The sequence below is a fragment of the Brevundimonas vancanneytii genome (assembly GCF_901421975.1).
GTDB lineage: Bacteria > Pseudomonadota > Alphaproteobacteria > Caulobacterales > Caulobacteraceae > Brevundimonas > Brevundimonas diminuta.
In genome coordinates this window covers 2797305-2809735 of record NZ_LR588407.1, presented here as the reverse complement: position 1 = coordinate 2809735, position 12431 = coordinate 2797305, and the positions used below count along the sequence as shown (strand labels likewise).

10 protein-coding genes and 1 tRNA gene are annotated in these 12431 nt (G+C 63.6%); 6 read left to right on the top strand and 5 right to left on the bottom strand.

Annotated elements, in window-relative coordinates; all coding sequences use genetic code 11:
• Positions 1 to 18: 18 nt before the first annotated feature.
• Positions 19 to 861 (bottom strand): hypothetical protein, encoded by an 843-nt coding sequence (locus FGL25_RS13905; protein WP_138142028.1) that lies wholly within the window; start codon positions 859 to 861, stop codon positions 19 to 21.
• A 185-nt stretch (positions 862 to 1046) separates the two neighbouring features.
• On the opposite strand from FGL25_RS13905, the gene FGL25_RS17030 reads away from it, so the two are divergent.
• The 5 genes from FGL25_RS17030 (at position 1047) to FGL25_RS13865 (ending at position 6573) form a co-directional block, all read left to right on the top strand.
• A complete protein-coding gene (locus tag FGL25_RS17030; protein WP_197733852.1) occupies positions 1047 to 3530 on the top strand; it encodes a DNA-methyltransferase in 2484 nt (827 codons plus the stop codon).
• Positions 3531 to 3650: 120 nt separating this feature from the next.
• The gene (locus FGL25_RS13885; RefSeq protein ID WP_138142027.1) at positions 3651 to 3926 is read left to right on the top strand and encodes a hypothetical protein; all 276 of its coding nucleotides are present in this window, start codon (positions 3651 to 3653) and stop codon (positions 3924 to 3926) included.
• Between the two features lie 607 nt (positions 3927 to 4533).
• Positions 4534 to 5720 (top strand): IS3 family transposase gene (locus tag FGL25_RS13875; protein ID WP_138142025.1). Its coding sequence is split into 2 segments (ribosomal slippage): positions 4534 to 4795 and positions 4795 to 5720, totalling 1188 coding nucleotides; the frame shifts between segments, so codons are not numbered across the junction.
• Positions 5717 to 6070, top strand: coding sequence for a tyrosine-type recombinase/integrase (locus FGL25_RS13870; protein WP_138142024.1), 354 nt, complete (start codon positions 5717 to 5719; stop codon positions 6068 to 6070). The genes FGL25_RS13875 and FGL25_RS13870 overlap by 4 nt, the downstream gene beginning before the upstream one ends.
• A gap of 107 nt (positions 6071 to 6177) precedes the next feature.
• Complete coding sequence (locus tag FGL25_RS13865; protein WP_138142023.1) at positions 6178 to 6573, top strand: cupin domain-containing protein; 396 nt, start codon at positions 6178 to 6180, stop codon at positions 6571 to 6573.
• A gap of 404 nt (positions 6574 to 6977) precedes the next feature.
• On the opposite strand, the gene FGL25_RS18020 is transcribed toward FGL25_RS13865, so the two are convergent.
• Both FGL25_RS18020 and FGL25_RS13860 read right to left on the bottom strand, forming a co-directional pair.
• Complete coding sequence (locus FGL25_RS18020) at positions 6978 to 7103, bottom strand: DUF6538 domain-containing protein (protein WP_354702825.1); 126 nt, start codon at positions 7101 to 7103, stop codon at positions 6978 to 6980.
• 185 nt (positions 7104 to 7288) lie between these two features.
• Positions 7289 to 7365: transfer RNA gene (locus FGL25_RS13860), tRNA-Arg, on the bottom strand.
• Positions 7366 to 7517: 152 nt separating this feature from the next.
• Between FGL25_RS13860 and FGL25_RS13855 the strand changes: the two genes are divergently transcribed.
• A complete protein-coding gene (locus FGL25_RS13855) occupies positions 7518 to 9296 on the top strand; it encodes a gamma-glutamyltransferase family protein (RefSeq protein WP_138142022.1) in 1779 nt (592 codons plus the stop codon).
• Positions 9297 to 9311: 15 nt separating this feature from the next.
• Here FGL25_RS13855 and FGL25_RS13850 read toward each other — a convergent pair whose 3' ends face one another.
• Complete coding sequence (locus FGL25_RS13850; protein ID WP_252970196.1) at positions 9312 to 10169, bottom strand: lipid A-modifier LpxR family protein; 858 nt, start codon at positions 10167 to 10169, stop codon at positions 9312 to 9314.
• Positions 10170 to 10328: 159 nt separating this feature from the next.
• Positions 10329 to 12212, bottom strand: a complete 1884-nt coding sequence (locus FGL25_RS13845) for a ribonucleoside-diphosphate reductase subunit alpha (protein WP_138142021.1) — start codon at positions 12210 to 12212, stop codon at positions 10329 to 10331.
• Between the last annotated feature and the right edge of the window lie 219 nt (positions 12213 to 12431).

The following is a 12431-nucleotide window of genomic DNA, read 5'->3' as shown; positions in this document are numbered from 1 at the left end:
GCGGGACACCGTTGGAGGTCATGTTCCAACGAGGATCAGCAGGTCGATCACTTTTTCACACTTACGGAGATCGTGATCTCGTTGGTGGTGCTCGGCCTGTGCTTGGGCATTCCCGTGTAGTCGAAGTTCCGCCAGCGTGTTTCGGCCTCCAGAACCTCGCCCCATGCCCGTTCGAACATCGTCGTCAGAACAAAGAAGGATGGATGGGCCCGATGAGACGGATAAACCTCGCGAAGCCGTCAGCGCGAGAAGGTGGGCCTCTACGGCATTCGTCTGGTCGTCGAGGCTCTCGAAGATTGCCTTTCGCTGGGCGGCCGCATCTTCTGAAGCAGCGATGGCAGCAAACGCCTCGACGCGGCCGCCTTTCTGCGCCGCCCCGAACAGTCTGCATTCTTCTTCATAAGCTGGTCGTCCCGCCATCGGATTAGGGTCGTAGAGGATGGCTTGGGCACGTCGGTAGAGTTCGCTGTCCCGCCACTCCTCGATCATCGAGACCACTGTGTGGACAGGGAGGCGTTCCACATCGTCTTGGAGCTTGGTCCAATCCTGCTGACCCGATTTGCGATCATAGCTCCGCTTGATCGGTGCAGCGCGATGTCTCCCAAAGGCTTCGACTTCCGATGTTGGATACCAAGCCGTTCCGCCTGTGGGGCTGGTCGTAGATCGGTAGTAGGCCGGGCCACTGCCGATGCCCTCGGAATCCGGCATAGCCAGATTGGCAAGATATCCCTGACTGACATCGAGATCCGGCGGCCGCTTCTGCCCGAGTGCGAAGCTGGTTCTCGGGGATGCCGAGCAACGCAGCGAGCGCGGATTTAGTGATCGAACGATAGGGGGAAGCGGCGTCGGACATTCGTCCAACCTCGCACCCTGAAGCTTTCGATCAGGTTTCGGAGCGGCCCCGAGTGAGAACTCGGAAGCCAATGTGAGAACTCGGAAGCTTAAGTGAAAATCCGTCCTTCGGACATCATTTCCCCGTCCTCGACCGCAATGGCGCCAGACATCACAACGCTCTCATCACCAACCGATGAGGACGTCACAAACACATGGTCATCCGCCGCCAGAAGGTCGCTGAAGTTCAGAAGGCTCCGGCCGCCAACGACAACCTGCCCATTACCACGCCGCCGCCCGCCGCGCCGACCGCGCGACTGGTGAAGGGTGAGTGCGTCGCCTTCATGGACTCCATGGTCGCCGGGTCGGTCGATCTGGTCGTGACGTCGCCGCCCTATCTGAACATCGGCATGCCCTATGGCGACACGTTCGCGAGCATCGAGGACTACATCGAGTTCTCGCGCCGATGGATCACGGCGGCGGCTCGTATGCTGAAACCCGGCGGCGCGATGTGGATCAACGTCGGCATGCATAAGGCCGGGCCGAACAGCCGTGTGCCCATCACCTATTATCTGTTTCCCCTGATCGCGGGCACCGGCTTAACCTTCGTTCAGGAGATCGTCTGGGACCGCCGCGCCCAGCAGAACACGACCCAACGCTTCTCCACTCGCTCGGAACGCTGGCTCTATCTGGTGAAGCCCGGTGTGTTGAAGGGCGGGCGCGGTCGTCCGAAGACGATCACCCCCACCTTCAATCTCGACGATGTGCGTCGTCCTTCGACGTCGGCTGACAAGCGCAACAACCCGGCGGGTGCCAACCCCGCTGACATCTGGGCCTTCACGCAGGTTCACGGCACCGCCAAGGAGCGCACCAGCCATCCGTGCCCGTTCCCGCAAGCCATGATCGAGCGCATCGTGCTGGCCTGCTCGAACCCCGGAGATGTCGTGCTCGACCCGTTCGGCGGCTCGGGAACGACGGGTGCGGCGGCTGTCGAACACGGCCGTTCTGCGGTTCTGATCGAACGGGAACCGACCTACTGGCCGATCATCGAGAAGCGTCTGGGCCTGCAAGAAGATGCCGTTCGTCTGTTGCTCGGCGAAAGCCTCGCCCGCATGGGTGAAATCGCCGACCAGTCGGTGGACCTGATTGCGGCCGATCTTCCGTATGGCTGCACGCGAGCGGCTTGGGATGAGATCATTCCGATGGCTGCTCTGTGGGCCGAGTATCGTCGCATTTTGAAGCCGACCGGGACCATCGTCCTGACTTCGGCTGGTCTGTTTTCCGCCAAGCTGATGATGGCGGCACCCGACCTCTACAAACACTCCTTGGTCTGGGAGAAGACGCGCGCCAGCCGCTTCGTCCACGCGAAGTCGCAGGTTCTGATGCAGCATGAGGACGTTCTCGTGTTCTCGAAGGGCGGCATTGGCAATCGCGCTTCCAATCCGATGACCTACAACCCGCAGGGACTGGTCGAACTCGCCGAACCTCGCATGAGCCGCAACGGCGGCATGGGATCGGCCCTCTACCAAACTCACCCCTACCGTTCCGATTCCGACCGTCGTCAGACGCACACCAACTACCCCCGCTCGGTCTTGCGCTTTCCTTCGGTCAGCAAGGGCATTCACCCGACCCAAAAGCCTGTCGAACTGTTCGATTGGATCGTCCGCACTTACTCAAATCCCGGCGACGTCGTGCTCGACAACACGATGGGAAGCGGAACGACCGGCTGCGCGGCGGTGGCTGCCGGGCGCAAGTTCATCGGCATCGAACGCGATCCCGAGTTCTTTGAAATCGCGAAGCAACGCATCGAAGCGGTCATGCCGGTCCTGCTGCTGGATGCGGCCTCGGCGGCGCGTGACGATTTTGAAGGTGCTGGAATGACGTCGCCCGCGAATGACGACATCGGGCGCGAAATCCCCTCCAGTGACGTGACCGGAGCGACGGTCATCAATGGCGACAGCCTGACCGAGATGAAAGAGATGGCGGACGGCTCCGTGGACATCATCGTGACCAGCCCGCCCTACAACCTCGGCGAAGGACAGGGCGGCTTCCCGACGAAGAATGGAAATTGGCGACGCGCCAAGCTTCGCGATGGCTACGACGGTCACAACGACGCGATGCCTTACGCCGATTACGTCGAGTGGCAGAAAGAGTTTCTGCGCGAGTGCTGGCGACTAATCCCCGAGGACGGGGCCATTTTCTACCAGCACAAGAACCGGGTTCAAAAAGGCGTTCTGCGGACGCCCCACGATCTGAATCCCGGCCTTCCGCTTCGCCAGATCATCGTGTGGGATCGTGGTTCCGGCATGAACTTCAACTCGGCTTTCGCCACCCCGTCGCACGAAGTGATCTATGTGTTTGCCAAGCCGAAGTTCCGGTTTCGCGACAAGCACGGCTTGAAGGATGTCATCAAGCTTCTGCCGGATCGCGACAATCCTCATCCGGCCCCGTTCCCGGTCGAACTGCCGCGCATGATCATCGCAGCAACGAAAGCCAAAACGGTCCTTGATCCATTCTGCGGCTCTGGATCGACTGGAGTCGCCGCGCTGATGGAAGGACGACGTTTTGTCGGCATCGACCAATCTGCCGACTACTGCGCCATGACAAAGCGGCGACTTACTGCGACGCCAATGGAACGGGCGGCTCGAAGCCTTGCTGACATCCACAGTCGCTTCGAGCCAGCCAATCTGGCGGCGTAGCCGACTTCGCTCGCCCACTCCCTTCGACGTGGCCGCGATAATCTGCTGGCGCGTCAGACGACCATCGCTCCGACCTCGCAGTCGGATGCTGATCACCCCCAACTCGCACTGGAGAACAATATGGCTACCGGACACATCAGCGTCGAACCGATGACCCTCGCAGAGGTGATCGAACTGGCCGAAGCGCAAGGCTACACGGTCAGGGTCGAACCCGGAACGCCGACCGTAATCAACCTACTGTCTGAAGACGAACGCCACGGATGCTTCGGCATGTCGGAAGAGGTGGGCCTCGATGGCGAGACCCATGTGGGCAGCATGGGTGATCCGAAGCTCGACGGACTGGAGATGGCTGGCGAGGGGTCCGAAGAATACGTCGCTATCTGCGGGGAAGAGTAGCGGGTTTCGGCGTTGACGCGGAGCAGCCCGAGGCGCCCTCGGCTTCCGCCGCTAAACGCCGAAGACGTTCGAGGAGCAGGTTCTGGCGGTTCGCCAACCAGTCTTTTGGAAGTTGGTGGCGCTTCCAGCGTTCAAGATCGTCAACCGGGAATAGGAGGTCATCGTCGTTCATCGCCGTGCCCCCTTCTCCAGCCATAACACTGCCCAACCGACCCGGAGTGCGAGCATGAACCGGCATTCGCGCCAGAGCGTCTGGAACAGGTCGATGAGGGCATCGCTCGAAGGGCCGCGACTTCCTCGGAGGCAGAGGTAATTCTCAGCGCGGCCAAGCCACGCGCTGCTGAAATGTCGATGGGAGTCGGTTAGTCCGCGTTCGTGGAAGTGGTGGTAGATATCCATACCGGTCGCTTTCGTTTCCGGTATTTATCCTCAGGGATAGATCGCATGATCTCGATATTGCGACGTGTCGGGAAGCCGAACGATGGGCAACTGTTCATCCCACTCAACATCAAGGCCCACGCTTTCGGCGGCTCCCCTGAAAGCTGACGTGCCCCTGAGAATTTCCTCCACGCGGAGCTAGAGTCCGCCCCTTGAAAGGACGGACGGAATGAAACGAGCGAGATTCACGGAAGAGCAGATCATCGGGATCCTGCGGGAGAACGAGGCCGGCGCGAAAGCGGGCGAGCTGGCGCGCAAGCACGGCGTGTCTGAGGGCACGATCTACGCCTGGAAGGCCAAGTTCGGCGGGATGAGCGTGTCGGACGCCCAACGCCTCCGGGCCCTGGAAGATGAGAACGGAAAGCTGAAGCGCCTGCTGGCCGACGCCATGCTCGACAAGGCGGCGCTGAACGATCTGCTCTCAAAAAAGTGGTAGGGCCCGCGGCGATGCGCCAGGCCGTCGCCCATGTGAAGGCGACGTTCGGCGTCAGCGAGCGGCGGGCCTGCTCCATCATCAAGGCCGACCGCAAATCGGTGCGCTATCGCTCTTGCCGCCCGCCAGACACGGCGCTGCGGGAGCGGCTGCGCGCCCTGGCTGTCGAGCGGCGACGGTTCGGCTATCGCCGGCTGTTCGTGCTGCTGCGACGTGAAGGCGAGCCTTCGGGCAAGAACCGGATCTACCGGCTCTACCGCGAGGAAGGTCTGACGGTGCGCAAGCGCCGCTCCCGTCGTCGAGCCATCGGCACGCGGGCGCCGATCCTGATCGAGGCAAGGCCGAACGCCCGCTGGTCGCTGGACTTTGTGCACGACCAGTTCGCCACGGGCCGCCGCTTCCGCATTCTCAACGTGGTCGACGACGTCACCCGCGAGTGCCTGGCGGCGATCCCCGACACCTCGATCTCGGGACGCCGCGTCGCGCGCGAGCTGACAGCGCTGATCGCTCGACGGGGCCGTCCCGCCATGATCGTCAGCGACAACGGCACGGAATTCACGTCCACGGCCATCCTGGCCTGGGCGCAGGATCATGGCGTCGACTGGCACTACATCGCGCCCGGCAAGCCGACCCAGAACGGGTTTGTGGAATCCTTCAACGGCCGGATGCGCGACGAACTGCTCAACGAGAGCCTGTTCTTTAGTCTGGATCACGCCCGCCAGAAGGTCGCTGCCTGGGCGCTGGACTACAATACCCGCCGGCCGCACTCGTCGATCGGCTACCTCACCCCGGAGGCCTTTGCCGCCAGTCTGACCGCAACAGGCCGACCCGCTGCGCAGTATGAAAGCTGCGCGGCTCGGCCTGTTGCTCAACCCACGCTGCGAGGCGTAACTAACCCAAGGACTCTGGTCGCCGCTGGATGAAAACTCAGAGGCACGTCAGTGAAACCAAGCTGTTCGGTGAAGTCCCGATGGGGGCCACCGGCTATCGGTCTTCGACCTTCTCGGCGTGGTTTCGTCGCTTCGTCGCTAAAGCCGGAGCAGACTCACCAAAGACCTGCTTTCACAGCTTCCGCCACGGCTTTCGCGACGCCCTACGGGAGGCGCGCATCGACCGAGACATCGCACTCGCGCTCGGCGGGTGGACGACGGCGAGCGGGGCCGCGTCGGTTTCCGATGCCTATGGGAGCGGCTATCGCATCGCCACGCTGAAGGAGGCTATCGACCGTGTTCGATATACGGGCCTCGATTTATCGCACCTTTATGAACAATGAAGCACACCGCCGCCTGTCTGGTAACGATGATGTTACGATTGATGCATATCAATGGTTTCCACCATCGAAAATCGTAGCGTCACCATAACGCAATAGAGGAGAGCGTGATGAGGGGTTTTGTCGATGACATTGACCGGTTGACGGTCGAGAACAAGGATTTCCGCAGGGTGCTCTACACAGGCAAGCACCTTCAACTGGTGCTGATGGCTTTGCGACCCGGCGAGGAAATCGGCGAAGAAGTTCACGACGACCACGACCAGTTCTTCCGCATCGAAAAGGGCGAGGGAGAAGTGTGGATCGATAACCAGCGGACGAAGATCAAAGCGGATGACGCGATTGTCGTGCCAGCGGGTGCCCGCCACAACGTAATCAATACCGGCGACAAAAAGCTGAAACTCTACACTGTCTACGGCCCCCCCGATCACAAGGACGGAATCGTGCGCTCCACTAAAGGGGAAGCTGAGGCCAGCGAAGAGCATTTCGACGGCACCACAACGGAGTAGCTCGCGCAACGCCGCCGACACCCTGACCTACCTCCGAGAACCACGGTTTTTGGTCCTCGCCTATTGATGTGAAATGTGAGTTTAATAGCGAGGCTCGGTCGTCGTGCGAGACCGGCCCAGCCCGGCCAGTGGATTAGGCTTGACCCCCCTCAACCCTTTATCTTTGCCGGGCTGCTTCTTGAGGGAGAGGCTTGGGTTCAGGATGGACGGATACACGTTCTACACGCTGCCCTCGTCGGCGAATGGGCGTCATTTCAGCCCGGCAACACTGCCATCTGACGAAGCCGCCATCGCACGAGCCACGGGTGCGCTGCGCGATTGTCCCGTGACCAAGAAGTGGCCATCTGGACAGGCTCTCGTTTCGTAGCGAGGGTCGCTAAAGACCGAGACTAATAATCTATCTCTCAAGCGCGACGCTTGGCTGCCGTTGGGCTGTCCGTCCCCAACGATCTCCAGATTTCTTGCTTCCCGATGATGCCTTGAAGGGCGTCAGGCACACGCCGCCGATAGTGAATCCTACCGCGCTTCAGAACGAGATGCGTTCGAACAATGTGTAGACGCTTTGTGTAGACGCCCTTGTCACGATTAACCCAACGATCAGAAGAGTTTAGCTCCTGACAGTCAGTCGGATTGTGTAGACGCTTTGTGGGGGCATCGTGCGAAAACGGTTGTGCGGACGGTAATTCCGCAGCGTTTTCAACGATGGTGGGAGAGATGGCGCACCCGAAGAGATTCGAACTCCTGACCCCCAGATTCGTAGTCTGGTGCTCTATCCAGCTGAGCTACGGGTGCGCACCGCCTTGCGGGCAGGGCCGGGTATCTAGCGGGTCGCTTTCGTGCTGGCAAGCAGGTTTTCTCAGAAAATCTTGAGAAAATGCGGGGTTGGCCTCGGAGGCCTGCGGGCCTAGGCATAAAGCCTCCCTGTAATGTCCCGGAGTGCTTGAGTGCGCGCCTTTTCCTTCTCCCATCTGCGCCCTGCGCGCAGGATTTCCTCTCTCGCGGCCGGGACGGCGCTTGCGGCCCTGTTGCTGACGGGATGCGCGACGACGGCGGAAGGGGTTCAGGCCGAGGCGGCGCCGGTTTCGGCTGAGGCGCCTGCGGCGGCGCAAGCCTCCGTCGCCAGGGGGCCGTTCGTGTCGGCGGCCAACCCTCTGGCGGTCGAGGCGGGGATGAAGGTGCTGGCGCGCGGCGGTTCGGCCGTGGACGCGGCGGTGGCGATCCAGGCGGTGCTGGGTCTGACCGAGCCGCAGTCCTCGGGTTTGGGCGGCGGCGCCTTTATGATGTTCTATGACGCCGGAAGCGGCGCGATCACCGTCTATGACGGACGTGAGACGGCCCCCGCCTCCGCCACGCCTGAGCTCTTCTATGAGAACGGCAAGCCGCTGGCCTTTGTCGATGCGGTGTTGAGCGGACGCTCGACCGGGGCGCCGGGCGTGGTGCCCATGCTGGCCCTGGCTCAGCAGCAGCACGGCGCCCTGGCCTGGTCCGACCTGTTCGGCGACGCCGAGAAACTGGCGCAGGACGGTTTCGTCGTCAGCCCGCGTCTGGCCGGCATGATCAACGGCGATGCCCCCCAGGCGAAGACGCGCTGGGCGACCGAGTATTTCACCAAGCCGGACGGCGCGCGCTATCAGGCGGGCGAGACCTTGCGCAATCCGGCCTACGCCGAGACGGTGCGCCGCATCGCGCGCGAGGGCGCGGCCGCCCTGCAGCAGGGCCCGCTGGCCGAGGCCATCGTCGCGGCGGTCAACGAAGGCCCGCGACCCGGCGCCCTGACGGCCGCCGACATCGCCGGCTATCGCCCTGTGGTGCGCGAGGCCGTGTGCGGTTCCTATAAGATCTACACCATCTGCGTGCCGCCGCCGCCGTCCAGCGGCGCCTCCATCCTGGAGCTGCTGGCCATGGCCGAGCAGACGCCGGACATCGACAAGGGGCCGGACAGCCCCGAGGCTTGGGCCGCCTTCGGCCAACTGCAACGGCTGATGTACGCCGACCGCGACCGCTATTTCGGCGATCCGGCCTTCGTCTCCGTGCCGGTCGCAGGCCTGCTGGACCCGGCCTATGTCGCTGAGCGGGCGGCCCTGGCGCCGGCTCTGCGCGGCGCGGCGCCCTATGGCGTGCCGGCGGGGGCGCCGAACGTCGGCGCGGACGCCACGCGCGAACCGGCGGGCACCTCGCACCTGGTCGTCGTCGATGCGAAGGGCGACGCCGTCAGCATGACCACCACGGTCGAGAGCCTGTTCGGTTCGGGCCGGATGGCGGGCGGCTTCTTCCTGAACAATCAGCTGACCGACTTTTCCATGGTGCCGACGGCGTCGGACGGCACGCCTGCGGCCAACGCCGTGGCGGCGGGCAAGCGGCCGCGCTCGTCCATGTCGCCGGCCCTGATCCTGAATCGCGAAGGACGTCTGATCGGCCTGCTGGGCTCGCCCGGCGGATCGTCTATCCTGGCCTATAACGCCAAGGCCCTGATCGGCGCCCTGGCCTGGGGGCTGCCGCTGCAGCAGGCCTTCGACCTGCCGAATCTGGTGGCCAAGGGCGACGGCTTCGGCGCCGACACCGAAGGCTTCCCCGAGGCGGTGCGTGACGGCATGGCGGAGCGGGGCGTCGAGCTGCGGCCCAATACGACCGAGACTTCGGGCCTGCATGGCGGACTGTGGCGGAACGGGCGCTGGGACGGGGCGGCCGACAGCCGCCGTGAGGGCGTGGCGCGGACGCAGTAAGGGGCGCGAGGCCGCCTAGCGCGGCGGGCGGATCGTCAGTTGGAAGGCCACCAGGCCTTCCGACACATCGGTTCTGATGCCCTGATAGCCGCGCAGGCCCTTGGCCTCGATCTCGCGATAGACGACGCCGAAGGAGCTCTGCACTGAGCCCCGGCGATAGGCCACGCCGATGGAGGCGTCGCCCAGGTAGGTTCCGGCGTCCTGGCTGACCCCGGACCGGGCGAAGTCGCCGTCGCGGGTGCGGGCGAAGTTGTAGCCGACCGCCCGCTTGGACCCGGCCGCGTACAGATACCAGCGCGGCCGCTCGCCGAAGGCCTCATCGCCGTTGGGGGCCAGGCGGTCCAGGTTCTCGCCGATGCGCAGGGTGGCTCCCGCCTCGGCCGAGGGGCCGTCGCTGCCGACGCCGAAGCCGGCGTGGGGCGTCAGCGACACCTCCAGGCCCGAGGCCGTGCGGCCCTTGGCGGCGGTCCAGCCGCGCGTATAGGTGACGTCATAGCTCTCGCCCGAGAAGGCGACGGGGTCGAGGGCGCGCGGCGGCGCGGGCGAGCCGTCGGCGCGGCGCAGTTCCCCGGTCGTGGTGATCCGCAGTCGGTCGGTGAAGCCGTCACCGGCGAACCAGGCTTCCTGGCGCAGTTCGCCCTGATCGGCGCTCAGTCGGGCGACGTCGCTGAACTGCACCGGGGCGCCGAAGGCGGCGTCAGGTTTGGCGGTGAAGGGCAGGCGGCTGTCCAGCCGGGCGACGGCGTCCTCGAACCGGATGGCGTCGCCGCCGCGCGCGGCGATGGGGCCTTCCACAACGGTCTGCGGCATGGCGAAAACGGTCGTCGGGGCGACCGCCGCGATCATCCATCCTGCCCATGCCATCCGACGCATCAACGGTGCCTCCCGATCCGTTAACGCTTCCACTGTGCACGAACGCCGGGGAACCGCAACGGACTCTTTTACGCCACATTCCTTTATGACGAACGAAACCGCCCGGAGAGGGTTCCCCGGGCGGCTCAAAGGCGATGGCGTTGAGTGTGAAGGCTTGCCTTACTGGCAGGCCAGGCACTCGTCATAGTCGGTGCGGGCGATGGAGAAGAGGTCCGGCTGGTTCGGATCGATCTCTTCTTCCTTCTTGTCCTCGGCGCCGGCGAAGGCGGCGCGCTGCACCGACTTGGAGCGCAGATAGTAGAGGGACTTCAGGCCCCGCTCCCACGCCGACCAGTGCAGCATGTGCAGATCCCACTTGTTGACGTCGCCGGGGATGAACAGGTTCAGCGACTGCGCCTGGCAGATGTCGCCGGTGCGGTCGGCGGCCAGTTCGATGACCCAGCGCTGATCCAGTTCGAAGGCGGTCTTATAGATGGCCTTCTCGTCGTCGCTGAGGGCGTCCAGGTGCTGGACCGAGCCTTCGTTCTCGAGGATCGAAGACCAGACAGCCTCGGTGTCGATGCCCTTCTCGCCCAGCAGATCCTGCAGATAGGGGTTCTTGACCGCGAAGGAGCCCGACAGGGTCTTGTGGGTGTAGATGTTGGCCGGGATCGGCTCGATGCCCGCCGACGTACCCCCGCAGATGATCGAGATCGAGGCGGTGGGGGCGATGGCCAGCTTGTGGCTGAACCGCTCCATCACGCCGCGATCGGCGGCGTCGGGGCAGGGGCCCTTTTCCTCGGCCAGGGTGCGGCTGGCCTTGTCGGCCTCGCGGCGCAGGTGCTTGAACAGGCGCATGTTCCAGCTCTTGGCCATGGCCGATTCAAAGGCCACGCCCTGCGACTGCAGGAAGGAGTGGAAGCCCATCAGGCCCAGACCCACCGAACGCTCGCGCTGGGCCGAATAGACGGCGGCGGCCATCGACGATGGGGCGCGGGTGATGAAGTCCTCGAGCACATTGTCGAGGAAGCGCATGATGTCCTCGATGAAGCGGGGCTCTTCGCGCCACTCCAGGAAGGTCTCGGCGTTGACCGACGACAGGCAGCAGACGGCGGTGCGCTCGACGCCCTTATGGTCGAGGCCCGTGTGCAGCATGATTTCAGAGCACAGGTTGGACTGCTTGACCGACAGGCCCAGATCCTTCTGGTGCTGCGGCATCTGCCGGTTCACCGTGTCCGAGAAGATCAGATAGGGCTCGCCCGTCTGCATCCGGATCTCCAGGATCTTGGTCCACAGGTTGCGAGCGTCGACGGTTTTGCGGGCCTCGCCGTTCTTGGGCGAGATCAGGTCGAACGGCTTGCCGTCGCGGACCGCCTCCATGAAGGCGTCGGTGATGTTGATGCCGTGGTGCAGGTTCAGCGAGCGGCGGTTGAAGTCGCCCGACGGCTTGCGGATCTCAAGGAACTCTTCGATTTCCGGGTGGTGGATGTCCAGGTAGACGGCGGCCGAGCCGCGACGCAGCGAGCCCTGCGAAATCGCCAGGGTCAGCGAATCCATCACGCGGATGAAGGGGATGATGCCCGAGGTCTGACCCGCGCCCTTGACCTTCTCGCCGATGGAGCGGACGCCGCCCCAATAGGTGCCGATGCCGCCGCCGTTCGAGGCCAGGGAGACGTTTTCGTTCCAGACGTTCTGGATGCCGTCCAGGCTGTCGTTGACCGAGTTCAGGAAGCAGGAGATCGGCAGGCCGCGATCCGCGCCGCCGTTCGACAGCACCGGCGTCGCCGGCATGAACCACAGCTTGGACATATAGTCATAGACGCGCTGGGCGTGGTCCGCGTCGTCGGCGTAGGCCGTGGCCACGCGGGCGAACATGTCCTGATAGCTTTCGCCCGCCAGCAGGTAGCGGTCTTCCAGCGTCTTCTTGCCGAATTCGGTCAGCAGGGCGTCGCGCGTGCGGTCCAGTTTCAGGCCGTTCACCACCGTCAGCTCCGGCTTGGTCTCGGGCGACGCCGAGGAAACCGTAGAGAATTCCGTCGTCTGCAACGCTTCGCCGCCAGCCATTTTCGTCCCTGTCCCGAACAAATGCGATTAGAAGGCCGTACCGGTTTGAGACACTACATCTAGTGGCTGCTTGCCGGTGTTCGGCTAGATATATGGGTGCATATCCCTAACCGCAGGTAAAGCTCTTGACGGGAGCTTTTCTGACGAATCGGTGGGCGGCTGATCACACCCTGTGGAAATGACTCAGGAAATGCGGGATCACATTTTTCACCGAACCGT

Bases quoted from the DNA above. Each gene is read 5' to 3' on its own strand.
- FGL25_RS17030 (WP_197733852.1), top strand. From the start codon at position 1,047: ATGGTCATCCGCCGCCAGAAGGTCGCTGAAGTTCAGAAGGCTCCGGCC.
- FGL25_RS13885 (WP_138142027.1), top strand. From the start codon at position 3,651: ATGGCTACCGGACACATCAGCGTCGAACCGATGACCCTCGCAGAGGTG.
- FGL25_RS13870 (WP_138142024.1), top strand. From the start codon at position 5,717: ATGAAAACTCAGAGGCACGTCAGTGAAACCAAGCTGTTCGGTGAAGTC.
- FGL25_RS13865 (WP_138142023.1), top strand. From the start codon at position 6,178: ATGAGGGGTTTTGTCGATGACATTGACCGGTTGACGGTCGAGAACAAG.
- FGL25_RS13850 (WP_252970196.1), bottom strand. From the start codon at position 10,169: ATGCGTCGGATGGCATGGGCAGGATGGATGATCGCGGCGGTCGCCCCG.
- FGL25_RS13845 (WP_138142021.1), bottom strand. From the start codon at position 12,212: ATGGCTGGCGGCGAAGCGTTGCAGACGACGGAATTCTCTACGGTTTCC.